Origin of the sequence: Sporolactobacillus spathodeae, from assembly GCF_016908935.1 — a bacterium.
Lineage (GTDB): Bacteria > Bacillota > Bacilli > Bacillales > Sporolactobacillaceae > Sporolactobacillus > Sporolactobacillus spathodeae.
Genome location: NZ_JAFBEV010000005.1, coordinates 47063 through 72350, shown reverse-complemented (window position 1 = coordinate 72350; position 25288 = coordinate 47063). Strand labels below are relative to the sequence as shown.

The window sequence follows — 25288 nt, the reverse complement described above, 5'->3', positions numbered from 1 at the left end:
GATGGGAGCAGCTCAAAATGACAGAAAATCTTGATATGCATGATTTCGAAGTACGAACCGACTTGGCGATTGAATCCGGTGAACGGAAATCAATGGTTGATAGTGGTGTCATGCTCGGTGAAAAAGTCGAAAAGGGCATTAAAATCACGCGTATGCGAATAAAAGAAGATAATGCCCCACAATTTCATAAAAAACCAGGCGATTACCTAACTTTTGAAGCGAAGGAACTTAGAGGCAGCGATACGGAAGTCGAAAAAAACGCAGAACAAGTTTTTGCTCGTTATTTTGCCAGATTTCTGACCGATCTAAATATCAAACCGGAAGCGAGTTGCCTGATCGTTGGGCTAGGTAACTGGAAAGTCACACCGGATGCCCTGGGACCGAGCGTTGTTGATAATGTACTGGTTACGAAGCATCTTTTTGATTTGCAGATGCAGAACGTGAAAGCGGGCTATCGACCGGTCAGTGCGATCACTCCGGGGGTTATGGGCGTAACGGGAATCGAGACTAGCGATATTATTCTTGGTGTGATTGAGAAAACCAAGCCTGATTTTTTGATTGCGATTGACGCGCTTGCCGCCCGTTCGATTGAACGCGTTAATACAACTATTCAGGTTGCCGACAGCGGCATCCATCCTGGATCAGGAATCGGAAATAACCGTAAAGAATTAAGCTATAACACACTTGGAATTCCCGTCATTGCCGTCGGCGTGCCGACCGTTGTTGACGCGGTGACCATTACAAGTGATGTACTCGACCTGATGCTTAAGCACCTGAATCGCGAGATGTCGGAGAAAGCACCCAGTCAATCACTTGTCCCTTCATGGATGCCGTTCGGCGAGAAAGTCGACTACCAGAAGCTGAAAATGCCGAGCAAAGAAAAGAGCGCAGCTTTTCTCGGCTTGATAGGTACACTCAGCAGCGAGGAAAAGGCGCAGTTGATTCAGGAAGCACTAGGCGCCGCGGGGACACAGCTGATGGTCACCCCGAAAGAAGTCGACTTCTTCATTGAAAAGATGGGCAATGTGATTGCTGAAGGGCTCAACGCCGCGCTTCATGGCAAGGTTGATCAAACAAATGTCGGTGCTTATACGCATTAATCGGTTTATACGCCCAATAAAAATGCATAGATAATAGCAAAGGCCACGAGCAGAAAAAAGAGCGCGGCTATCCAGTAGCCGACTTTTTGATAGGCCGTCTTTTTATGCGACAAATCCTGGTTGCTACGCTGCTGCATCGTCTGTCACCTCCAAAAAAATCTTTATTCTCTATTATATCGAAAAAGCAGCTGCGAGACGAACGATAAACCGTCATAATGCTAGATTCGCCGCATACGATTGATAGAGAGCGGAAGGAGAGTGGGACCATGATCAGACGATTTTTTATCGAATTAATCGTACTCATCGCTTTGCTATTATTCTGCGGCATTTATGGGGCTGTAATGGTTCGTGATACAGCTTCATCTGTTCAAGCACAGGCAGAACCCGCCGCGTCACGGATCGTTATACCGGGGCAGCAGTCTGAACAGACGGCTCCGGCAACCACAGTCACGCAGTCGCAGCCGACTGATGGGGTACCGCTGCATACGAAACAAGGGGGTAGCCGGATTGGTCGTGCTTTTTCCGCTCAAATGTCTCGCTTTGTTCTCGGCATTGTCAGTTTATTTGCCAGTTTTATCGAAAGTCTGATGCAGGCGTTCTTCTAGGCCTGCTTGCAGGTTAACGGTTTCTTCCTGTTTGCGGATTGAAACGATGCACGCCGATTGATATAATCGAAACAAGCATGGATTGCGAGCAGGAGGAACAAGAATGTCAGAAACTAAAAAAAGCCGGCAAGAGCGGATCCGTAATTTTTCGATTATTGCCCATATTGACCACGGCAAATCGACGCTGGCTGACCGCATTCTGGAGGCGACACAAGCCCTCACAGAGCGGGAGATGAAAGCACAGACGCTTGATGCGATGGATCTCGAGCGCGAACGTGGGATTACGATCAAGCTTAATGCGGTGGAATTGAATTATCATGCACCGGATGGTGAAACCTATATTTTTCATTTAATCGACACCCCGGGGCATGTCGATTTTTCTTATGAAGTCTCGCGTAGCTTGGCCGCGTGCGAGGGCGCGCTTCTTGTTGTCGACGCAGCGCAGGGTGTTGAGGCGCAAACACTGGCGAACGTTTATCTGGCTTTGGAAAATGATTTGGAAATTATTCCGGTTATCAATAAAATCGATTTGCCGAACGCGGATCCAGATCGGGTGAAACAAGAAGTTGAAGACGATATCGGTCTAGATGCCTCGGATGCAGTTCTCGCTTCAGCGAAAACGGGCATTGGTACCGATGCGATCATGCAGCAAATTATTGATAAAATTCCAGCACCAAAAGGCGATCCGGAAGCTCCGCTGCGGGCATTGATTTTTGATTCGCTTTATGACGCCTATCGCGGTGTTGTCGTCTACGTACGAATTATTGACGGGACGCTGCGCGTCGGCGATAAAATTAAAATGATGGCGACTGGAAAAGAGTTCGAAGTGCTCGAGGTTGGTGTATCAACGCCGAAAATCGAGACACGTGATGCACTCTCTGTCGGCGATGTTGGCTTTTTGACGGCATCGATTAAATCGGTTCATGAGACGCGGGTTGGCGATACGGTGACCGGTGCCGAACGTTCAGCTGCTGAACCGCTGCCTGGTTATCGGCGGATGAATCCAATGGTTTATTGCGGCCTCTATCCGATTGACACCGCGCGTTATAACGATTTGCGTGAAGCACTTGGACGCTTAGAACTGAATGACGCCGCATTGCAATATGAACCGGAAACGTCTGAAGCGCTTGGTTTCGGCTTCCGTTGCGGTTTTCTCGGTCTGCTTCATATGGATATCGTCCAAGAACGCTTGGAACGGGAATTCAATATTGATTTGATCGCCACTGCGCCGAGCGTCATTTATAAAGTCGTGCACACGGACGGGACGACGGAAGAAGTCGGCAACCCTTCCGAAATGCCGGAGCGCAAATTTATCGAGTCAATCGAAGAACCTTATGTGCGGGCAACGATTATGACACCGAACGACTACGTTGGCGCGGTCATGGAACTCTGCCAACGTAAGCGCGGCGAATTTCAAACGATGGAATATTTAGATGCGAACCGAACCCATGTGATTTATGACTTGCCGCTCTCGGAAATCATGTATGATTTTTTTGATTCGCTCAAATCGAGTACTAAAGGTTACGCCTCTATGGATTATGAGATGCATGGCTATAAGATGAGCGACTTAGTTAAAATGGACATCCTTCTTAATGCGGAAAAAGTGGACGCCTTATCCGTAATTGTACACAAAGAGTTTGCTTACGATCGCGGAAGGGCTATCGTCGAGAAATTAAAAGAACTGATACCACGTCAGCAATTTGAAGTACCGATTCAAGCGGCGATTGGGCAAAAAGTCATTGCCCGCTCAACAATCAAAGCGCTGCGGAAAAATGTGCTTGCTAAATGCTACGGCGGCGACGTTTCCCGAAAAAGAAAATTACTTGAGAAGCAGAAGGAGGGCAAAAAGCGGATGAAAGCGGTTGGTAGTGTCGAAGTGCCGCAAGAAGCCTTTATGTCTGTCTTCAAGATGAGCCATGATGACTGAGCACGTAAGCAACCGACCGCCGCGCGGGGCGTATATTCATATCCCCTTTTGTGATCATATTTGCGCATACTGCGATTTTAATAAATTTTTCTTGAAAAACCAGCCGGTCGATCACTATCTTGACGCATTGACCCAAGAAATGATCAATTATTCTGAGCTTGGACCGGCGCAGACTGTTTATATCGGCGGTGGTACGCCAACCGCGCTAAATAATCGCCAGTTGGAACGGTTGCTAGATGATGTTTGTCGCTATTTTCAAGCAGATAGGGTCAAGGAATTTACCGTCGAGGCGAATCCGGAAAATCTGACGGATGAAAAATTGCAACTGATGAAGGATCATGGCGTCAATCGACTCAGCATTGGCGTGCAGACTTTTGATGACGATCTGCTTCGTACAATCGGTCGCGCGCATACGGCGGAAGAAGCGCGCGCGGCTGTGCGGCGGGCACAGCAGGCCGGATTTGACAACCTGACGCTTGATTTGATGTTTGCATTGCCCGGGCAAACCGAAACATCGCTGCGTGAATCGATCGCGACGGCGCTGGAGTTGGATACACCGCATATTTCCATTTATTCGCTTCAGGTTGAGCCGAGGACGATTTTTCATAACCTGATGAAAAAAGGCGAGTTGCGTCTGCCTGGTGAGGATATAGAAGCCGATATGTATGGTCAGATTCTATTTGAGTTGGAGAAACACGGGCTACGTCATTATGAGATCAGTAATTTTGCCCGTCCGGGTTATGAAGGACGGCACAATTCACTGTACTGGTCCAATGAGGAATATTACGGTATCGGGGCCGGTGCACACGGCTATGTTCAAGGCATGCGCTACGCGAATGCAGGGCCGGTCAAAAAGTATATCGACGCAGTTGCTCAATTTGGACGTGGCCGCTCCTCAGTTCATGAAGTGAGCGAGGATGAGCGCATCGAAGAGCAATTATTTCTTGGCCTGCGGATGATGCGGGGTGTCAGTATAGACACGTTCGCCCGTAAATTCGGTCGAACGCTGGATAGTGTTTACGGTGATCAAATCGCTGATTTGAAAAAACGCGGGCTGCTTGTTGAACAGGATGGCCGCGTGCGACTGACGAACCGCGGTATATTCCTTGGTAATGATGTGTTTGAAGCCTTTCTGCTTTCATAAAAAATGCGTATCAAATCAGCTAACGCGTCGCGGCTGATTTTTTTTTGTTGCTTGGAAAGTAAAAATAATATGATTTTGAATCCAATCAAGATATAGTTTCGCGGCTTCCAACGCGCGGCAAGCGAGTGGCAGGAACGCAGTTGTTTGTAAAAGAAGACCCAGACTATGTTGGGTTTTGACTTTTGATAAAAAATGGCGCGAAGGTGCGAGACGCCTGCGGGAACAGCGAGCCAAGTGAGACCCCGCAGATTCCAGCCTGTTTGAGGAGGCTCACGGATCGCCCGCGGCAAGCGAGCAGCCGCAGCACATTTGTTGCTAAATAAAGACGGGGCAAGGCCTAGTTTATCTATTTTGCTAATCGCTACACGTGTAAAGATCACCAATTCGTTCGCAGCCTGATGAAGCAGCTGTTTTTTTCGTGCATAAAACGATTGGCAACGAGAAAAGATCCGAATGAGTGCCACCGAACCAACCGATAATTTTCTCCGCGTAATCTATATGGCGGCGTGATAAAAAGAGGCAAAAATAATTTGACAAATGGGCGGGAAGTTGGTAAATTTTAAAGTAGAATTAGCACTCGGGTTAAGAGAGTGCTAACAGAGGTGATTGGATGTTAACAGAACGTCAGTTGTTTTTGCTACAGCTGCTTGTTAATGACTATATTGTCTCAGCCGAACCTGTGGGATCTCGTTCGATAGCGAAACGTGACGATGTTCATTTCAGTCCGGCAACGATTCGTAATGAACTCGCGGATTTGGAAGAGATGGGGTTCCTGGAGAAGACCCATTTGTCCTCCGGAAGAGTTCCTTCTGAAAAAGGGTATCGATTCTACGTCGATCATTTGCTTTCGCCGGTTCGTCTCAGCGAGTCGGAAATGGGGAATATTCGTCAGACTTACCGAAAGCAGTTCAGCGAAAAAGAAGATCTAATCCGGATTACAGCGAAACTTTTGTCGGAGTTCACAAGTTACACGTCAATCATGCTGGGACCGGAACTCCTTGAAATGAAGCTGAAACATATTCAGTTGGTCAAGCTGACGGAAAATCAAGGCGTCTTGATTTTTGTTACGGATACGGGGCATGTGGAAAATCGTGTCGTTGCCTTTCCTGATGAATTTGCGGCGGAGGACATTGAGAAGATCGTCAATATACTCAATGACAAACTGATTAATGTGCCGCTTTATGACTTGCAAAACCGCCTGCAAGATGAAGTTAAGGCCGCTTTGCGTGAGAATGTCCGCAACTACAAGCAGGTGATGACGCTCTTGACGAGCGGCTTCAAGAAAAACGAGTCGGATCGTGTTTTTTATAGCGGTAAAAGCAATATGTTGACGCAACCTGAATTTCAGGATGTAAACAAAATTATTTCTTTTTTTAATGTTCTGGAGGGAAAGGATCTTGTTCGCGAACTGCTGAATATTCCGCCCTCGGGTGTGCATATTCGGATAGGTAAGGAAATTAAATTGAGCGGGTTTGAAGATTGCAGCATAATCACGACTAACTATTCACTTGGTGAAGGACATGTCGGAACGGTCGCCGTTATTGGGCCGAAGCGGATGGCTTATCCCCGCGTTGTGACCTTGATCGACGTGTTGTCCAGATCACTGTCGCAATCGCTCACAGATAAGGAGCACGACCCACATTAATCGCAAATTTTGGAGTCGAAAGCAAAGTTTCTCGGGAGGTGAGCCTATGGCAAAACAGGCAAATGAAGAAGAAAAGAAAACGATTATCGAAGAAGAACACGCAACACGTTCAGAGGCTGAAGCGGTGAACCAGGAAGACAAGGCAGCTAAGGCGGCTGCCGCAGAGAAGGATCCACTTACGGAAAAACTTGAAGAAGCGGAAAAGAACGCAAAAGCTCAGGCAGAGCAGATTGATAAACTAATGAAAGAAAATCAAGATGTAACGAATCGTTTGCTTCGCGCTCAAGCAGATTTTGATAATTTCCGCAAACGGACGAATAAGGAAAAGTCCGATGCCAGAAAATTTCGTGCGCAAGATATTGTGACCGATATGCTGGAAACACTCGATAATTTTGAACGCGCATTGGCTGTGGAAACAGTGTCTGAAGACGGCGCCGCTCTGAAGAAGGGCATGGAAATGGTTCTGACGAAGCTGAAAGCTGCGTTGAAAAAAGAAGGCGTTGAACCGATTGAATCGCTCGGCAAACCGTTTGATCCGAATGTGCATCAGGCAGTCATGCAGGAAGCAAGCACGGAACATGAACCAGGTATCGTGATCGATGTTCTGCAAATGGGTTATACATTGAACGGACGCGTCCTGCGTCCGGCGATGGTAAAAGTAAGCGCCTGATGCGCTGAAATGAATTAAGTTTTTTGACCGTTCTCTATCAATCATCTGACGGTTTTGATTATATTGGGAGGAAAAGAACATGAGCAAAATTATTGGAATTGACTTAGGAACTACAAACTCCTGCGTTGCAGTAATGGAAGGCGGCGAACCAGTCGTCATTCCGAATCCGGAAGGTGCGCGGACGACTCCGTCAGCCGTTGCATTCAAAAATGGTGAACGCCAAGTTGGTGAAGTAGCCAAACGTCAGGCCGTAACCAACCCGAATACCATTCTCTCCATTAAAAGACATATGGGATCGGATTACAAAGTAGAAGTTGAAGACAAGAAATATACGCCACAGGAAATCTCAGCGATCATTTTGCAGAAACTAAAAGCCGATGCTGAAGCTTATCTTGGTGAAACGGTAGATAAGGCCGTTATTACTGTTCCAGCTTATTTCAACGACGCGCAGCGCCAGGCAACAAAAGATGCTGGGAAAATTGCTGGACTTGAAGTGTTACGTATTATTAACGAACCGACGGCAGCATCACTCGCTTATGGCCTTGACAAGGGCGAAGATCAGACGATTCTCGTCTTTGACCTTGGCGGCGGTACATTTGATGTTTCGATTCTCGAACTTGGCGATGGTATTTTTGAAGTTAAGGCAACGGCCGGCAATAATCACCTCGGTGGTGATGACTTCGATCAGCGGATTATTGACTATTTGATCAGTGAATTCAAGAAAGAAACAGGCCTTGATTTGTCTAATGACAAGATGGCGCTGCAACGTTTGAAAGACGCAGCGGAAAAAGCCAAGAAGGAATTGTCCGGCGTGTCGCAAGCTTCCATTTCCCTGCCCTTCATTTCTGCGGATGCGAGCGGCCCGAAACACTTGGAAAATAATCTGTCACGCGCGAAATTTGATGAATTAACTGCAGATCTCGTTGAATCAACAATGGGGCCGGTTCGTCAGGCACTTTCCGATGCCGATATGACCATGGATGATATTGATAAAATTATTCTTGTCGGCGGGTCAACACGTATTCCTGCTGTACAGAACGCAATTAAGAATCTGACCGGTAAAGAAGCAAGCAAGGGTGTGAACCCAGATGAAGTTGTTGCCGTTGGCGCGGCCATTCAAGGTGGTGTCCTGACTGGCGATGTTAAGGACGTTGTCCTCTTGGATGTCACTCCATTGTCTCTGGGTATCGAAACAATGGGCGGTGTCTTCACGAAACTGATCGACCGCAACACGACGATCCCAACAAGCAAATCGCAAGTGTTCTCAACGGCTGCTGACAATCAGACTGCTGTTGACATCCACGTCCTTCAGGGTGAACGTCAGATGGCTGCTGACAACAAAACGCTCGGCCGTTTCCAATTGACGGATATTCCGCCGGCACCGCGCGGTATTCCACAGATCGAAGTGACCTTTGAAATTGACGCCAACGGTATTGTCAACGTTAAGGCGAAGGACAAAGGAACGAATAAAGAACAGTCGATTACGATTCAATCCTCATCAGGTCTGAGCGATGAAGAAATCGACAAGATGGTGAAAGACGCAGAATCTAATGCAGAAGCCGATAAGAAGCGTAAAGAAGAAGTCGATACACGCAATGAAGCCGATCAGCTGATTTTCGCCACAGAGAAAACACTGAAAGATCTCGGCGATAAGGTAGACGCAGCTGAAAAGTCGAAAGCCGATGCGGCTAAAGACAAATTGAAAAAGGCTTTGGAAGGCAAAGATATTGATGCTATCAAGAAAGCGAAGGACGAACTGAACGAAATCGTTCAGCAATTGTCTGTCAAGCTGTATCAGCAGGCACAAAGCCAAGGCGCTGCAGAAAATGCCGGCGGCAAGGCTGAAAGTGGCAAGAAAAATGATGACAATGTTGTCGATGCAGATTATAAGGAAGTTGACGACGACAAAAACAAGAAAAAATAAGTGCTATGTGCTTGAATGAGAAACAGGCATCCAAAAACCTTGTTTCAGCATATGTAGTAATGAAACAATAGTTTTCAGGAAAAGTCGAAGTCGGACCCGGGTCTTGGCTTTGGCTTTTTCTTGCTTAAATGCTCGTTTCAATGCTATCATTGACCCTATATGCGGTAGAATAACCTTGTGAAAAAGCAGGAGAGGCGCGAGACGCCTGCGGAATGAGCAGGACAGGGGAGACCCCGCAGATTTTTAGCCTGTCTGAGGAGGCTCCCGTCCTGCCCGCGGCAAGCGAGCAGCCGAAGCGCAATAGCAGCAAAAAAAGGCTTTGGTTTCGCCATTCTAATCAAATGGTCCTCATAGCAGGCGCTTAGGAGCAAAAATAGTATGAAATGCAGGGCACGGTCTTAATTATTAGAGTGAAGTCATTCCGGGAGTGATTTGATGAGCAAGAAGGATTATTATGAGATACTCGGCGTCAGCAAAGACGCGTCAAAGGACGAGATAAAGAAGGCGTTCCGCGGGCTCGCCAGAAAATACCATCCTGATGTTAATAAAGATCCGGACGCCCCTGAAAAGTTTAAGGAAATTTCAAAGGCGTATGAAGTGCTCAGCGATCCACAGAAAAGGGCACAATATGACCAATTTGGTGAAGAAGACCCGAACCAAGGATTTGGTGGCGGAGGATTTGGCGGTCAGGGATTTGGTGGCGCCGATTTCGGCTTCGGTGATATTTTTGACCAGATTTTCAATGGCGGCGGCAGACGGCGCGATCCGAACGCACCGCGGCAAGGTGCTGATCTTCAGTACGAGATGACAATAACTTTTGAGGAAGCGGCTTTTGGTAAGACGACGGAAATTCGCGTGCCCAAAGAAGAAACATGCAGCACGTGCCACGGAACAGGTGCCAAACCAGGTACGAAACCAGAAACATGCGCGCATTGTCATGGAACCGGCCAGATGAACACCGAACAAGACACTCCTTTTGGACGTATTGTCAATCGCAGAGTCTGCTCGTATTGTCACGGAACAGGAAAAATCGTCAAGAATCCATGCCATACTTGCAACGGAAAGGGAAAAGTCAAAGTCAACAAGAAAATTGAAGTTAAAATTCCAGCTGGCATTGACGATGGCCAACAGATCCGTTTGTCGGGCCACGGTGAATCCGGTGCCAACGGAGGACCATCTGGCGATTTGTACATCGTCTTCAATGTTAAACCACATAAGATCTTTCAACGTGACGGGGATAATGTTTATTTGGAAGTGCCGCTTCACTTTGCTCAAGTGGCACTTGGTGATGAGATCGAGGTGCCAACGCTCTATGGTAACGTGCGTCTGCGGATTCCTGCTGGTACGCAAACGGGCACCAAATTCCGTCTAAAAGGAAAAGGTATTAAGAATGTGCGCGGCTATGGCCAGGGCGATGAACATGTGACTGTGAAAGTCGTTACGCCGAAACATCTGACTGAAGAGCAAAAAACAATTTTTCGAAAACTTGGCGGTCTACAAAACGAGTCGCCGAACGATGAAGGAAATATTTTTGATAAGATGAAAAAGAAAGTATTTAAGGCAGACTAAAGTTTAGGCTAGGATCGGAAAACGTGAGACGCTTTATTTGGCGCACAGCGTTTTCCTTCTTAATTTTTGGCGCAGTGGACTTTTTTCAAAGATCGGAGAAAAATGCGGAATGAAATGGTCAGAAATATGCATTCACACAATTGAAGAGGCGATCGACCCAATTACCAATATTCTCTACGAGGCAGGTGCTGGAGGCGTTGTCATTGAGGACTCGCTGGATCTGGAGAAGGCTCAGCTTGCCCAAGATGAAGATTATCAACTCGATCCGGAGGATTTTCCAATTGACGGTGTGAATGTTAAAGCTTATTTGCCAGTGACTAGTTTTCTCGGCGAAACAGTTGCTGAAATCAAACAATCGATTGCCGATCTGCGGCAGTACGCGATCAATATCGGTGAAAGTCAGATTACAATCAGTGAGCGCAACGAAGAAGAGTGGGCGACCGCCTGGAAGAAATATTATAAGCCGGTCGCTGTTGGCGAGAAATTTGTAATCGTGCCGACATGGATTGACTTCAAATCGGAAGATCGGGATCGCCAAAGTATCGAATTGGATCCCGGCATGGCTTTTGGTACCGGGACCCATCCGACGACCGTTCTTTGCATCGAGGCATTGGAACAGTATGTACGCCCTGGCGCTAAAGTATTGGACGTTGGCACAGGGACCGGTGTTTTGTCCATTGCGTCCGCAAAACTTGGTGCTGCGTCCGTTTTAGGCGTCGATCTTGATCAAGTAGCAGTTGACTCCGCAAAATTGAATATTAAGCTCAATAAGGTACAGGATATTGCCAAAGTCAAGCGCAATGATTTAATTCAGGGCCTTGCTCCGCATTATGATGTGATTGTTGGCAATTTGCTTGCAGAATTAGTTCTGCGTCTTGCTGAAGCCGATGTCGCTGCATTATTGCAACAGCCAAACGGCATTCTGATCGTATCGGGGATTATTCGTGCAAAAAAAGAACAAGTGGCACAAGCACTACACGCTGCCGGGCTGAAAATTATCGACAGTCGTGAAAAAGAAGACTGGGTTTGCCTAGTTGCTGTCAGAGGTGAATGACATGCAGCGCTATTTTGTGCCTGACAATCAGTTTACAAATTCCGAGGTTCAGATTACAGGTGATGATGCGCACCACATCCGTCGGGTGATGCGAATGTCTGAGTCGGATCCGATTCTCTGTGTCAATAGCCATGGGGAAGGTTATCGGTGTCTCATTCAGAAGATTGAGGAGCATAAGGTGACAGCAGTCATTTGTTCGCGTCTCGAGGAGAGCCCTGAGTTGCCAGTGCAACTTGTTCTTGCGCAGGGTATACCAAAAGGTGACAAATTTGATACAATTGTTCAGAAGGCAACTGAATGCGGCGCTTATGCCTTTCTCCCTTTCCATGCGGCGCGTTCAATTGCATCCTGGCCTTCCGATAAGGTTGCGAAGAAACTGGCCCGACTACATCGTATTGCAAAGGAAGCAGCGGAACAATCACATCGGTTGCATCTGCCGGAAATTTATCAGCCGATGGATCTGCAGGAATTAATTGCCTTCGGGAATAATTTCGATTGGAAAATGGTCGCATATGAAGAAACCGCCAAACAAGGCGAGCAGAAGCGCTTGCCAACGCTTCTGCAGCAAATGCGAGCAGGTGAGCGATTGCTTGCCGTTATTGGCCCTGAAGGTGGCTTAACGGCAGACGAGGCAGCCTCGCTTGAGGCAAACGGATTTGTTCTATGCGGCCTCGGGCCACGAATTTTGCGGACAGAAACCGCGTCGATTAGTCTCTTATCCTTTGTTTCTTACCATTTTGAATTATTAAATGAATAGCTATGTTAAAATTTAATGTTGTTTTTCTGACCAAGAGGCAATGTGTGAGACGCTTGCGGGAACAGCGTGCCAGACGGGCCGCGCAGATTTATGTCTGCCCGAAGCCCGCGGTGCGCCCGCGGCAAGCGAACACATAGCAATAAACGATTAAAAACAAGAACAAATTTTAATAAAGCTAAATGAATAGGGGGAACCCCAATGCCTTCAGTAGCTTTTCATACGTTGGGCTGCAAAGTCAATCACTACGAAACGGAATCGATCTGGCAGCTTTTCAAAACCGGCGGCTATGAACGCAAGCCATTTGAAAAACATGCAGATGTTTACATAATTAACACATGCACCGTAACAAATACGAGTGATCAAAAGAGCCGCCAGATTATTCGCCGCGCGATTCGCAATAATCCGGAAGCCGTGATTTGTGTCACGGGCTGTTATGCGCAGACTTCGCCCGCGGAAGTGATGTCGATACCCGGTGTGGATATCGTCGTCGGCACACGAGATCGGGGTAAATTGCTCGGTTTTATTAAGCAATTTCAGCGGGAACGGGAACCGATTAATGGCGTTAGTGATATCATGAAAGCAAAAGTTTACGAAGAATTGGATGTGCCAGAATTTACTGATCGCACACGTGCCTCACTGAAAATTCAGGAAGGCTGCAATAACTTTTGTACCTTCTGCGTGATTCCGTGGGCGCGAGGCTTGCTTCGTTCACGTCAGCCGGATGCCGTCATCCGCCAGGCGCAGCAGCTTGTCCATGCGGGCTATAAGGAAATTGTATTAACAGGAATTCATACAGCGGGCTATGGCGAAGACATGACTGATTATAATTTTGCCGCCTTGCTACGCGATTTGGAAGCAAAGGTAGTTGGTCTCAAACGTCTGCGCATTTCTTCAATCGAAGCGAGTCAAATCTCTGATGAAGTGATTGATGTTGTCAATCATTCCAAGGTGATTGCCCGCCATTTGCATATTCCGTTGCAAGCCGGTTCAGACGGCGTTTTAGAGCGGATGCATCGCAAGTACACGACCGCTTTTTTTGCAGAGAAAATTGAAGCACTTCGGGCGGCATTGCCTGACTTTGCATTGACGTCTGATGTAATTGTTGGGTTTCCTGGTGAGACGGAAGAAGAATTCCAAGAAACCTATGATTTTATTGAAAAAATGCGTTTTTCGGAGCTTCACGTCTTCCCTTATTCCCAACGGACGGGGACGCCTGCTGCGACAATGCCGGATCAGGTGGATGAGGCAATAAAGCATGAGCGGGTTGCACGTTTGATTGCCTTATCTGAACGGTTATCAAAAGAATATGCGGCGCATTACCAGGATCAGGTCGTGGTTGTCATCCCTGAGGAACCGATGAATCATCATGAAGAAGACGGCTATTATGTTGGTTTCACTGACAACTATTTGAAAGTTAAATTTCAATACCCATCACATGATATTGTCGGTCAGCTTGTTCGCGTGAAGCTGACGCAAACCGGTTTTCCAATCAATGAAGGACTTTTCCTACGTGTGCTCGATCCGGTGGATCTGACTGAAGATAGAGTCCAAGCGATAGAAGTCGGCGACTAAAGAAAGTTCGCTTATAAACGCTTCCGTTCGACCCAGCGCCCGTAAGGTCCGGCAAGTGGTACAGACACTAAGGCTGTGATTAGGTTAAAGATAACAGACGTATGAGCGAGCGCCACTTTTTCGCTGCCGGCAATTGCTAGTGAGAGATCAGACAGGAAATAGATAAAAGGAAGAAACAGAACGACGCTCAGCACATTGAACAGAATATGTGTGTAGGCAGTCCAGCGGGCTTCTTTTCCTGCGCCTAGGCTAGCGATATATGTCGTCAGACACGTGCCAATATTGGAACCGAACATGATCGCAATTGCCGCTGCCAAAGAAAGAATCTGATGATCGAGAAATCCCATGCAAACGAGTATCGTTGCTGCACTGGACTGGATGATTGCTGAAAAGAGTACGCCGACAAGAACGGCATAGAACATGCTGCCGTTTGCGTCGACAATTAAATCTCGGATAAATGGCGATTGTGTGAGTGGTTCTGCAAGCGAACTGAAGCCGTGCATGGATGCGAACAGACAGCCGAGTCCGAATGAGAATGAACCGATCGAAAACAATTTGCGATTGGGTAGGCACATGAGCAAGAGACCCAGGCCGAAAAAAAGAAAATGCATCGATCCAAGTGGCAAAGCAGCAATTTCTCCGGTTAATGTGGTCCCGATATTAGCGCCGAGTATAATACCAACGCTCTGGGAAAAGCGAATCGCGCGGGCACCGATCAGACCGACGGTAATAATCGTTACTGCTGAACTGCTCTGTAGTAGCATAGAGGCGAGCGTACCGATCAAAAGCCCCTTCATTGGTGTATTGGCAGCTCGTTGAAGTGTGCGGCGCATTTTATTGCCAAGCAAGTGGTGCATGCCGCCGGACATTACCCCCATGCCGAGCAGAAAAAGAAGAATATAAAGCAAAAAGAGCAGGACGTTCTGATCCACTTTTGATCACCTCGTCCTATTCTATTGGACAAGTTTCTGAACAATGACAAAATCATTGCCCCTTATGATTTTGCCGCAATAGAATCTCTTTGTTTCTGCTTTTCTGATCAATGATTAATGTACAGAGATTTATGTGGGCATTTGATAAATTTTGGACTATCGTATATAATGTCAAGTGACATAAAAGATGTCATTTAAGTTGCTTTCGTTTTTTTGGAGGGAGGGAAACATAGATGGTCGAGACAAAGGTTCGCAAGAATGAATCGATTGAAGACGCTCTGAGACGGTTTAAAAGGTCGGTTTCGAAATCCGGCACTTTAGCGGAAGTCAAGAAGCGGAGAAACTACGAGAAACCAAGCGTTAAGCGCAAGAAAAAATCTGAGGCTGCACGCAAAAAACGTCGCAAGTTCTGAGAAGGAGTTTTGCTAGATGAACCTAATTGATCGCTTGACTAACGATATGAAAGAAGCGATGAAAGCACGAGAGAAAGCTCGGCTTTCCGTTATTCGTATGCTTAAAACATCGCTGCATAACGAGTCGATCAAGACGGGTAATCAGTTATCGGATGAAGAGGCGCTGGCGGTTCTGACCCGTGAACTTAAGCAGAGGAAAGACTCCCTCCAAGAGTTTGAAAATGCAGGCCGACATGACCTGGTTGACGAAGTCAGCTTTGAAATTGCTATTGTTCAATCCTATTTACCTGAACAGTTATCGGAAGACGATGTGCAGTCTATTGTCGATGAAACAATTTCAGAAGTCGGCGCTGTTTCCAAAGCGGATATCGGCAAAGTGATGAAAGCAATCATGCCGAAAGTTAAAGGGCGCGCCGATGGAAGTCTGATAAATCGTCTTGTGCGCGGTAAACTAAATTAATCCATTCATGAACGACATGAAATCCCTGTCTGCTCCGGCAAACAGGGATTTCTTATTGGCTGCGTTCGCTCCTGAAGCTGATCATTTTTTTGTGTTGCATTTAATCCCCGGCGCTAGGCCCCTACTCTCCATCACTAGCAATCGTTGAAAGTTTATCGAATTTCATTCATCGTCCCAAAGGTATCTTTCGCCAAATATTCAAAATTCACAAAAATAATAGGCTTCTTGAATGAATGCTTGCTATAATTAATAAGAATAGTTTTTGCAGCATTGAACTGCAGCGAAGGAACTGATGGACAGTTCCCGCTAATGAAGGAGATGGTTCTATGATGAGTACCTCTACAGTGATGATTCTTATTATTGCCGCGTTGATCATCATCGCAATCGCTGTGCTTTTCACCTTTGTGCCGGTTATGCTTTGGATCTCAGCCCTATCCTCTGGCGTACGAATCAGTATTTTTACATTAATCGGTATGCGCCTCAGAAGGGTCATTCCAAGACGTGTGATAGACCCACTGATCAAAGCGATTAAAGCCGGTCTTGATCTGCATACCAATCAGCTTGAAAGTCACTATTTGGCCGGAGGCAATGTCGATCGCGTAGTCAATGCATTGATTGCTGCGCATCGCGCCAATATTGCGCTGACTTTCGAACGGGCGGCAGCAATTGATTTGGCAGGCCGCAATGTGCTTGAAGCGGTTCAAATGAGTGTAAACCCGAAGGTCATCGAGACACCGTATATTGCCGGCGTGGCTATCAATGGGATTGAAGTCAAAGTAAAGGCGCGAATTACTGTACGTGCCAATATTGATCGACTTGTCGGCGGCGCAGGCGAAGAAACAGTTGTTGCCCGCGTCGGTGAAGGCGTGGTCAGCACAATTGGCGCGTCCCATACCCATAAGGACGTACTAAAAAATCCAGATACCATTTCCAAAACTGTACTTGAGAAAGGGCTAGATGCCGGCACCGCATTTGAAATTCTATCGATTGATATTGCCGATGTCGATGTTGGCAAAAATATCGGGGCGTTTTTGCAGACGGAACAAGCGGAAGCTGATAAGAATATTGCTCAGGCTAAGGCTGAGGAACGACGCGCGATGGCGGTCGCCAAAGAGCAAGAAATGCGTGCCCGAGTTGAAGAGATGCGTGCGAAAGTCGTTGAAGCTGAGTCTGAAGTGCCGCTTGCCATGGCCAGCGCATTAAAAGAAGGAAAACTCGGCGTGATGGATTATATGAATTACAATAATATCAAGGCAGATACGGAAATGCGCCACTCGTTCGGCAATAATAGCAGCGAAGCGGATAGTTCTTCAGGCGACGAATACAAATAAAGCCAGCATGATGCTTGGTAGGAGTTGACTTCCTGATGAGTGTGATTACCATCATTTTTTTTGCTATTTCTATTTTTATTTATGTGGCAAAACAAGTTGAAAAGCAGAATGCCGCTGAACAAAAGCGTCGAGAAGAAAGGCGAAAACGTTTAGCAAAAGCGCCGACTCAAGTGGCGCGTCCGCATTCGTCTGATCTGAAACGCGAGAAAATGGCGCTTCCTTTAGAGACGCTGAGCAGTCAGCTCCGGAGTCGTTCTCAGGAAGCACAGGAGAAGATACAGAAAGCGGATAAAGCGTCGGTTGCAAAGCCTCCGCTTACGCCGAGTCACAGAACTGGAAGTCGACCGGAATGGCTGTCCGATCGCCAGGCAGTTCGTCACGCTTTTCTATTTGCAGCGTGTATCGGCAAGCCACGTGCCGTTGAACCCCATCGCTTTTTTAAACGATGAGAATGTATAACCTCGAAAAGAGACCAAACATAGCCTGGTTTATCTCATGACGTTAAGAAAGTATAAAGATTTCAAAGGAATTAAGTATAAGAAAAACTAAGGCTTCGCCATTGTTCAAAAGACTTGGCTTGTCAAGTTTTTCTAAAAAATGATGAAATATTATAAACCAATACGAGAAAAAGAATGCCTCAAGGGGAAACACCTTGGGGCATTCTTTTTTTACGGCTTAAGAATTTATATAAGAATTTGTGAAAAACATGGAGCGAAGGCGCGAGACGCCTGCGGGAACAGCGTGCCAGCGAGACCCCGCAGACTATTGCCTGTTCAAGAAGGCTCGCGGTGCGCCCGCGGCAAGCGAGCATCCGGAGCGTAATGTTACAAAACAGATTTGGCTACACCGAGTTTTTCTAATACGTTAAGAACGTATAAGGTTTCAGAGGAATTAAGTATAAGAAAAACTAAGATTCAGCCGTTGTTCAAGGATTTGGTTTCGTCAAGTTTTTCTAATACGTTAAGAATGAATGAGGTTTCAGAGGAATTAAGTATAAGAAAAACTAAGATTCAGCTGTTGTTCAAGGATTTGGCTTCGTCAAGTTTTTCTAATGTTTTTAACGATCCATTATCAATGTCATGTTTCAAGTGCTACATGTGCGTGATGCATCATAGAGTTTAAAGAGGTGGAAAGAGATGAAGAAAAAGTGGACCCGTCAAATGAAGAAGTGGTTTTCCGAAATCTCGGATATTCCCGCAGATATCATTATGGATCTGCCGAAAGTCACGCTAGTCGGTCAATCCCATCTTTCCATCGAAAACTATCAAAGCGTCGTTCATTTTTCAGACAATCAGCTTATTCTTGCCTTGGAAAAAGGCGAACTACATATTGGCGGCGAGCATTTTGTTCTGGAAGTCATTCTTGAAAAGGAAATCTTGCTCGAAGGTTTAGTCAAATCAGTTCAGTTCGTTGAACACTAAGAGGAGCGTGCGGGCGTGGAAAAGCGGATTTCCCCGATCGGGGGTTCAATAAAAGCAGAAGTCAGCGGTCGGGCACCGGAAGCATTTCTCAGGGAGTGCGTGCAGCAAGGTATCCCACTTTGGTCAATTCAGCGAAAAAATGAGACAACCATCATTTGTTCCATGAAACAGCCTGATCCAGAATGGTTGAGGGAAGCTTTGACGCGTTCTGGATGTAGAATCCGGATACTGGAGAAGAAAGGCCTGCCCTTCTTCGTCAAAAGAGTACAAGGACGAATGGGCATTGTTATCGGTCTGCTTTTTTTTCTCGGGATTCTCCTTGTCTTGTCTAATATGGTCTGGTCGGTGCAGGTGAAAGGCGCAGATCCGAGACTTGAGGCACAGATCCGTACACTATTGAGTAAGCAGCATCTCTATCCTGGGTCGCTCGATTTCTTTGTGCCGAACACGAAACAGATTGAAACGCAATTATCCGCCAAGCTGTCTAAGGTCACATGGATCGGTGTCTCACGTGATGGAACCACCTATCGCGTCGATGTTGTTCAGAAGAAATACCCACGCAAGGGCAAAGGTGCCGGTCCGAGAAATATTGTTGCCACCAAGCAGGCAATTATTCAAAAACTTTACGTTGAAAAGGGACAGCCTGTTGTTGAGAGTAATCAATTTGTCAAGCCTGGCCAGTTGCTTGTTTTAGGGCGAATCGGTGATGAAAAATCATACCGATTCGTTGCTGCCCAAGGCCAGGTGATTGGCGAAACATGGTACGAGACACAAGTTCAGATCCCGCTCTCCGGCCGTTACACCCTTTACACCGGTAAAAGCAAGACACAATATCGTCTGAAGTTCTGGAATTTTCCGATGCCAATCTGGGGATTTAGCAATCACCCGTTCCCAAACGCTGATAAAGAAACGGAAAACCGGGCCATCCGCTTTTTATTTTGGAAGATGCCGATTGACTGGCAGACGATCACATTCAGAGAAAAAAAACAAATCACGCGGCGTTTGTCGTTGCAAGAGGCATTGGACGAGGCAGGAGAAGCGGCAGATCAGAAATTACTCGGGCAGCTTGGCCCTAATGCAGAGATCGTTTCAACAGTGATTGACAAAAAAACAGTGCGTCACCGCGTTTTATTCATATCCAGTCATCAGGTGGTCTATGAAAACATCGGTCGCTATCAAAACTTCGATAGCCGTTCGGAGAAAGCAAAATTAAAGAAAAAAGTAGAAAATCAAAGAAATTGAAGAGCAGGATCGCCTGATTCGGATACAAATTGGTATTAAAAGGGTAACCTATGGTAAAATGAGTTAAAAAGTGAACTGAATTTGAGGAGGATACACAAAGCTTGCCAGAACGCCACTTATATACTTTGACCATGAATTGGGAGCATGCAAATGAAGCGCTGACTTTGTTCGGACCGGGTGATGCCCATCTTAAGATCATCGAGAAGACATTGAATGTCTCGATTGTAACCCGCGGCGGCTCAATCAGCATTTCCACAGAGAAGGAATCGGATGTCGGGATCATCGACGACGTATTGAAGGCATTGTTGCAGTTGATTCGTCGCGGGATTGCCGTCTCACAGCGAGATGTCGTCTATGCGCTGAAGATGGCGGAGTCTGGGCAGCTGGGTGTGTTTGGCAGCCTCTATGAAACAGAAATAGCGACCAATGCAAAAGGGAAACCGATTCGTGCCAAAACACCGGGGCAGCGTCAATACGTGCAGGCGATGAAAGCGAATGATATGGTCTTTGCGATCGGACCAGCTGGCACCGGGAAAACCTATTTGGCGGTCGTTATGGCGGTTACTGCCTTGAAAGCGGGCACGATTAAGCGGCTGATTCTCACTCGTCCCGCGGTCGAAGCGGGAGAAAACCTCGGTTTTCTTCCAGGCGATCTCAAGGAGAAAGTTGATCCGTATCTGCGGCCACTTTATGATGCCTTGCATGATGTGCTCGGCGTGGAACATACGCTGCGCCTGATCGAACGTGGAACGATTGAAATTGCGCCACTTGCCTATATGCGTGGCCGTACGTTGGAAGACGCCTATGTTATTTTGGATGAAGCCCAGAATACGACGCAGGAACAAATGAAGATGTTCCTGACGCGGCTTGGGTTTGGATCAAAAATGATTATAACCGGTGACGTTACACAGGTCGATTTGCCGAAAGGAAAGCAATCCGGATTACGGGCAGCTCGCGAATTGCTCGGGGCGATTCCAGGGATCTCCTTTATCGATTTAAAAAGTATTGACGTTGTCCGTCACCCGCTCGTGCAGCGGATCATCGAGGCCTATAACGATTAAACAGAATGGCTTCGAGTGAAGGGCCAACTATTCGGGCCTTAGGGAGAGTATGAGTTTAGATGGCCCCTGGAGGCAGTCAAATGAAGGACTTAATTGCAGATAACGACAAAAAACTGAAGAATCTTGTCATGAATTATATCGCCGGCTGGGGGGCTTTTGTCGTTACCGGCCTTGTCCTTTATTCACTAATGCTCGGCAGTGTCCTTCCCAAGAATCCTGATGTGCATCTGCATGAAATTGCGACGGCGGACATTCAATCGCCAATCGACGCGATTGATACACAGGCGACAGAAGCAAAAAAGCAGGAAGCGATCGTCTCGACACCGTCTGCTTATACTTATGATAAGAATAAGGGCTTGATGCAGGTTGAGAAAGTTGGCGATTTATTCGATACAATAGCATCCGTAAAGAAAGACATGAATATAAACGTGGATACCTCGCCTACCAATGTTAGTGCCGCAATCCAAAAAATAGCTGACGGTACGGACACGTCACAGGATCAGGGGCTGTCTGATCGGACGTTGCGTACACTTGTAATAGCTTCGGATCATGATTTGCAGGTCGCTGAAGACATAACGAGCACAAGTATTTATGAGGCCATGAATGCGAAAGTCGGCTGGAATGATCTTGAAAAAGCACAAAGTAAAGCTGCAGCCAATCTTCCATCGTCTGTGCTCAATGACCAGATGCGGACCGCGCTGACCGAAGTCTTACGGGATTATATAACTGCGAACTATACGTTTGATGCGACTGCAACAAAACGAAATAAACAAGAGGCGGCCAGTAGTGTCGACAATATTGTCATTCATCAAGGCGAAGTCATTGTTCATAAAGGTGAACTTGTAACAAATGACATGATTCGCCAACTGAAACTTGTCGGTTTGCTGGACAATCATTTCAATATCATCCCGTTTATCGGTTTGTTCCTGTTCACTGCTTTTATAACTACGGTTTTCTGGTATGAATACTATCGTTTCAATAAAGATAGAAAAAATCACTCGATTAAATATCTCTATATTTTTACAATCATTTTTCTCTGTGCGGCAGCGCTTATTAAAATCTGTAGCTATCTCAGGCTTACCGAGATTACTGGCTTGAGCTATATCGTTCCTATCGCTGTCGCGCCATTGCTTCTGCGTTCGCTATTAAGTGAGCAGGCAGCTATTGTTTCCGCCGTTCTTCTGTCTTTGATTGGTAGCGTTATTTTCGGCATCAGCACAAAGGTGGCCATCTTTGATGCGCCGATGGCAATCTACTTGCTCTTTTCTGCATTATCCGGGGCAATTGTATTCAGGGGTAATAGCTATCGGCCCAAAATTTTCCAGACGGGCAGTATTGTCGCTCTTGTTAACGCAACCTGTGTTTTGGCGTTACTTATGTTTCAAAATACACCATTTACAGCAACATCGTTCGGTATGAATCTTGGCTTTTCAGCGCTTTCGGGATTTTTGGCGGTCATTCTTGCCAATGGTGTGCTGCCGTTATTTGAGACTGGCTTCAGCATTCTGACGCCGATTCGTCTCATTGAGCTTTCCAACCCGAATCAGCCGCTTCTGCGTAAAATTTTATTGGAAGCACCCGGCACCTACCATCACAGTGTAATGGTGGCTAATCTTGCCGAAAGGGCTTGTGAAGTGATTGGTGCAAATGGCCTTTTGGCACGTGTTGCCGCCTATTATCACGATATTGGCAAGACAAAACGGCCAAAATTTTTTGTTGAAAATCAATTGGATGGTGTGAATCCGCATGAGAAAATTTCGCCGCAGCTCAGCCGGACAATTATTGCGGCTCACCCTTATGATGGTGCGGATCTTTTAAGAGCTGCGGGCATGCCAAAAGAGATTGTCGCTATTGCCGAACAGCATCATGGGACAACCTTAATTCGTTATTTTTACGCAAAGGCCTGCGAAATGGCAACGCAATCGGTTCCGGAGAGTGAATTTCGTTATCCCGGCCCCAAGGTGCAGACGCGGGAAGCAGCCGTTGTCGAATTGGCAGACAGTGTCGAAGCTGCAGTACGGTCGATGAAAAAGCCGACACCCGGTAAGGTACAGAATTTAATTCACAGCATATTCAGTGACCGACTGAGCGACGGGCAATTTGATGAATGCGACATCACGCTTAAAGAGTTGAAATTAGTTGTTAAGTCGATTGACGAAACACTGCGTGGGGTCTACCACTCACGGATCGAATACCCAAATGAAATAAAAATGAAGATGAATAAGGTGAATGAAAAATGACAATGACCATTGATATGAATGATGAAACAAACCAAGTCACAGAGGCACAGCAACAAGATGTGATTCAGCTGATTGATCATGCCGCCGCATTTCTAGGCTTGGCTGGCGAAATTGAATTATCGCTGACCTTCGTCACGAATGCCAGGATTCACGAGATCAATCGTGACTATCGACATATTGATCGACCGACTGATGTTATCTCATTTGCACTGGAAGAAATGGGCGAAGACGAGGTTGCGATTGTACCAGAAGATGACGAACCTCGCGTACTCGGTGATATCATCGTCTCGATTGAAAAAACAAAGGAGCAAGCGGAAAGCTACGGACATTCCTTTGAGCGGGAATTAGGCTTTCTCGTTATCCATGGTTTATTACACCTGCTCGGCTACGACCATATGAACGAAGAAGACGAAAAGAAAATGTTTGGCCTGCAGGAAGAGATACTATCCTCGTACGGTCTAAGCAGGTCTTGAGCTGATGGGTCGCCATAAAATCGAGCAACGCCGTCACAAAAGTTTGGCACGGAGTTTTCAAGATGCGCTTGCTGGCTTTTGGCTCGCTTTTTGCCAGGAACGAAATATTCACATACAGCTCTTCGCTGGTTTGTTTGTACTTATTTTATCAATTTTTTTGCGCGTGTCGCGTCAGAACCTAATGATTGAACTGATTTTGATTGGCGGCGTGATTAGTCTTGAACTGGTAAATACGTCTGTGGAACGTGTGGTCGATCTTGTGACACAGGAACGCCATCCGATGGCGAAAGCGGCTAAAGATGCGGCAGCAGCTGCTGTCTGGTGGTTTTCCGTGATTGCAGTGGTTGTCTATATTATTATACTCACAGACACAATACTTTAAGGAATAAGAGGGAGAAAATGGACGAGCAGAAATTAATTGAAGCAGCGCGACGGGCGATGGAGCGGGCTTATGTCCCTTATTCACATTTTCAGGTTGGTGCGGCTCTTTTGACAAAGTCTGGACAGATTATTAGCGGCTGCAATATTGAGAACGCAGCGTATTCTCTTGGAAATTGTGCGGAACGAACGGCGCTCTTCAAAGCGTTCTCAGAAGGAGAAAAGGAATACGCAGCTCTCGCCGTTATTGCCGACAGCCCGCGTCCTTGCGCGCCTTGTGGTGCTTGCCGGCAAGTGATGAGCGAATTGTGTTCGCCAAATATGCCGGTTATTCTTGCCAACACGGATGGAGCGATTCAGCATACGACAGTTGCCGAATTGCTACCTGGTGCATTTCTTTCGGAGGATATGAAACAATGAGTGAACCATTCAAATCAGGATTTGCAGCATTAATTGGACGGCCGAACGTTGGCAAATCAACATTACTCAACCGGGTACTCGGCCAAAAGATTGCGATCATGAGCGATAAGGCCCAGACAACGCGCAATAAAATTCACGGCATCTATACAACAGATCAGGAACAGGTTGTGTTTATCGATACACCTGGCATCCACAAACCGAAACATCGGCTAGGTGAAGTGATGACGGCTATGGCTCTGGCCACGCTTAATGAAGTCGATCTTGTGCTTTTTTTAATCGACGCGGAGCAAGGCTATGGCAAAGGGGATCAGTATATTATTGATTTTTTGGCAAAAGTGGATTCACCGGTTTTCCTTCTTGTTAACAAAATCGATAAAGTTCATCCGGATGACTTGCTGCCTCTGATTGACAAGTATCGGTCGCTTTATCCATTTAAGGAAATCATTCCGCTGTCTGCATTACAGGGTCAGAACGTGTCGCGGCTGATGCAACAAATCCATATTTATCTGCCTGAAGGACCGAAATATTATCCAGAAGATCAGGTGACCGATCATCCCGAACGGTTTATCGTATCTGAGTTGATTCGGGAGAAAATCCTGCAGCTGACGCGAGATGAGGTGCCGCATTCGATCGCTGTTGTCATTGACAAGATGAAACAAAACGAGCATGGGCATCTTTGTGATATTCAAGCCACAATCATGGTTGAGCGCCCGTCGCAAAAGGGAATCATTATAGGAAAAGGCGGGCAGATGTTAAAGAAAGTTGGCACACTTGCCCGTAAGGAAATCGAAGCGCTGATCGGATCAAAAGTTTTCCTAGAACTTTGGGTCAAGGTCGATCAGAACTGGCGTGATAAAGAAGAGGAACTAAAGAATTTCGGCTATATCGACCGTGAGGAGTAAATCCAGCGACAATTAGCAATCATTTCTTCTTATTTTTCTTCCCTTTTC

Annotated in this window: 25 protein-coding genes; 23 read left to right on the top strand and 2 right to left on the bottom strand. The window is 46.6% G+C overall.

Features of this window, described 5'->3' with window-relative positions; genetic code table 11:
• The first annotated feature begins 17 nt into the window (after window positions 1-17).
• Window positions 18-1100 carry a GPR endopeptidase gene (gene gpr / locus JOC27_RS03920; RefSeq protein ID WP_205005702.1) on the top strand — a complete coding sequence of 361 codons (1083 nt, stop codon included), beginning with the start codon at window positions 18-20 and terminating at the stop codon, window positions 1098-1100.
• A gap of 5 nt (window positions 1101-1105) precedes the next feature.
• Here gpr and JOC27_RS13510 read toward each other — a convergent pair whose 3' ends face one another.
• Window positions 1106-1237: a hypothetical protein gene (locus JOC27_RS13510; protein ID WP_275587769.1), complete on the bottom strand. Its 132-nt coding sequence runs from the start codon at window positions 1235-1237 to the stop codon at window positions 1106-1108.
• Window positions 1238-1366: 129 nt separating this feature from the next.
• Here JOC27_RS13510 and JOC27_RS03915 point away from each other — a divergent pair, with 129 nt between their 5' ends.
• From JOC27_RS03915 to mtaB, 10 genes are all read left to right on the top strand, one after another.
• Window positions 1367-1705, top strand: coding sequence for a hypothetical protein (locus JOC27_RS03915; RefSeq protein ID WP_205005701.1), 339 nt, complete (start codon window positions 1367-1369; stop codon window positions 1703-1705).
• 103 nt (window positions 1706-1808) lie between these two features.
• Entirely contained in the window at window positions 1809-3632 is a 1824-nt protein-coding gene (gene lepA / locus JOC27_RS03910; protein ID WP_205005700.1) for a translation elongation factor 4, read from the top strand.
• Window positions 3625-4776 carry a radical SAM family heme chaperone HemW gene (gene hemW / locus JOC27_RS03905; protein WP_205005699.1) on the top strand — a complete coding sequence of 384 codons (1152 nt, stop codon included), beginning with the start codon at window positions 3625-3627 and terminating at the stop codon, window positions 4774-4776. The genes lepA and hemW overlap by 8 nt, the downstream gene beginning before the upstream one ends.
• Before the next feature lie 610 nt (window positions 4777-5386).
• A complete protein-coding gene (gene hrcA / locus JOC27_RS03900; protein ID WP_205005698.1) occupies window positions 5387-6421 on the top strand; it encodes a heat-inducible transcriptional repressor HrcA in 1035 nt (344 codons plus the stop codon).
• A 46-nt stretch (window positions 6422-6467) separates the two neighbouring features.
• The gene (gene grpE, locus JOC27_RS03895) at window positions 6468-7091 is read left to right on the top strand and encodes a nucleotide exchange factor GrpE (protein WP_205005697.1); all 624 of its coding nucleotides are present in this window, start codon (window positions 6468-6470) and stop codon (window positions 7089-7091) included.
• A 79-nt stretch (window positions 7092-7170) separates the two neighbouring features.
• Window positions 7171-9015 carry a molecular chaperone DnaK gene (gene dnaK, locus JOC27_RS03890; RefSeq protein WP_205005696.1) on the top strand — a complete coding sequence of 615 codons (1845 nt, stop codon included), beginning with the start codon at window positions 7171-7173 and terminating at the stop codon, window positions 9013-9015.
• 435 nt (window positions 9016-9450) lie between these two features.
• A complete protein-coding gene (gene dnaJ, locus JOC27_RS03885; protein WP_205005695.1) occupies window positions 9451-10584 on the top strand; it encodes a molecular chaperone DnaJ in 1134 nt (377 codons plus the stop codon).
• Window positions 10585-10693: 109 nt separating this feature from the next.
• Window positions 10694-11638 (top strand): 50S ribosomal protein L11 methyltransferase, encoded by a 945-nt coding sequence (gene prmA, locus JOC27_RS03880; RefSeq protein WP_205005694.1) that lies wholly within the window; start codon window positions 10694-10696, stop codon window positions 11636-11638.
• A 1-nt stretch (window position 11639) separates the two neighbouring features.
• On the top strand, window positions 11640-12395 hold the full coding sequence (locus JOC27_RS03875; protein ID WP_205005693.1) for a 16S rRNA (uracil(1498)-N(3))-methyltransferase: 756 nt from the start codon (window positions 11640-11642) through the stop codon (window positions 12393-12395).
• A gap of 198 nt (window positions 12396-12593) precedes the next feature.
• Entirely contained in the window at window positions 12594-13967 is a 1374-nt protein-coding gene (gene mtaB, locus JOC27_RS03870; protein WP_205005692.1) for a tRNA (N(6)-L-threonylcarbamoyladenosine(37)-C(2))-methylthiotransferase MtaB, read from the top strand.
• Window positions 13968-13978: 11 nt separating this feature from the next.
• Here the strand turns inward: mtaB and JOC27_RS03865 are convergent, their stop codons facing one another.
• A complete protein-coding gene (locus JOC27_RS03865) occupies window positions 13979-14899 on the bottom strand; it encodes a Na/Pi symporter (protein ID WP_205005691.1) in 921 nt (306 codons plus the stop codon).
• A 233-nt stretch (window positions 14900-15132) separates the two neighbouring features.
• Between JOC27_RS03865 and rpsU the strand changes: the two genes are divergently transcribed.
• From rpsU to era, 12 genes are all read left to right on the top strand, one after another.
• Complete coding sequence (gene rpsU, locus JOC27_RS03860; protein ID WP_205005690.1) at window positions 15133-15312, top strand: 30S ribosomal protein S21; 180 nt, start codon at window positions 15133-15135, stop codon at window positions 15310-15312.
• A gap of 16 nt (window positions 15313-15328) precedes the next feature.
• Window positions 15329-15772, top strand: a complete 444-nt coding sequence (locus tag JOC27_RS03855; protein ID WP_205005689.1) for a GatB/YqeY domain-containing protein — start codon at window positions 15329-15331, stop codon at window positions 15770-15772.
• Between the two features lie 329 nt (window positions 15773-16101).
• On the top strand, window positions 16102-17103 hold the full coding sequence (floA, locus tag JOC27_RS03850; protein WP_205005801.1) for a flotillin-like protein FloA: 1002 nt from the start codon (window positions 16102-16104) through the stop codon (window positions 17101-17103).
• Between the two features lie 35 nt (window positions 17104-17138).
• Window positions 17139-17552, top strand: a complete 414-nt coding sequence (locus JOC27_RS03845; RefSeq protein ID WP_205005688.1) for a hypothetical protein — start codon at window positions 17139-17141, stop codon at window positions 17550-17552.
• Window positions 17553-18239: 687 nt separating this feature from the next.
• Entirely contained in the window at window positions 18240-18524 is a 285-nt protein-coding gene (gene yqfC / locus JOC27_RS03840) for a sporulation protein YqfC (protein WP_205005687.1), read from the top strand.
• Window positions 18525-18539: 15 nt separating this feature from the next.
• Complete coding sequence (yqfD, locus tag JOC27_RS03835) at window positions 18540-19766, top strand: sporulation protein YqfD (RefSeq protein WP_205005686.1); 1227 nt, start codon at window positions 18540-18542, stop codon at window positions 19764-19766.
• 131 nt (window positions 19767-19897) lie between these two features.
• Window positions 19898-20827, top strand: a complete 930-nt coding sequence (locus JOC27_RS03830; protein ID WP_205005800.1) for a PhoH family protein — start codon at window positions 19898-19900, stop codon at window positions 20825-20827.
• A gap of 80 nt (window positions 20828-20907) precedes the next feature.
• Window positions 20908-23067 carry an HD family phosphohydrolase gene (locus JOC27_RS03825; RefSeq protein ID WP_205005685.1) on the top strand — a complete coding sequence of 720 codons (2160 nt, stop codon included), beginning with the start codon at window positions 20908-20910 and terminating at the stop codon, window positions 23065-23067.
• Window positions 23064-23540 carry an rRNA maturation RNase YbeY gene (gene ybeY, locus JOC27_RS03820; protein ID WP_205005684.1) on the top strand — a complete coding sequence of 159 codons (477 nt, stop codon included), beginning with the start codon at window positions 23064-23066 and terminating at the stop codon, window positions 23538-23540. The genes JOC27_RS03825 and ybeY overlap by 4 nt, the downstream gene beginning before the upstream one ends.
• A 4-nt stretch (window positions 23541-23544) precedes the next feature.
• The gene (locus tag JOC27_RS03815; protein WP_205005683.1) at window positions 23545-23922 is read left to right on the top strand and encodes a diacylglycerol kinase family protein; all 378 of its coding nucleotides are present in this window, start codon (window positions 23545-23547) and stop codon (window positions 23920-23922) included.
• A gap of 17 nt (window positions 23923-23939) precedes the next feature.
• The gene (locus JOC27_RS03810; protein WP_205005682.1) at window positions 23940-24338 is read left to right on the top strand and encodes a cytidine deaminase; all 399 of its coding nucleotides are present in this window, start codon (window positions 23940-23942) and stop codon (window positions 24336-24338) included.
• Window positions 24335-25240, top strand: coding sequence for a GTPase Era (era, locus tag JOC27_RS03805; protein WP_205005681.1), 906 nt, complete (start codon window positions 24335-24337; stop codon window positions 25238-25240). The genes JOC27_RS03810 and era overlap by 4 nt, the downstream gene beginning before the upstream one ends.
• The last annotated feature ends 48 nt before the right edge of the window (window positions 25241-25288 follow it).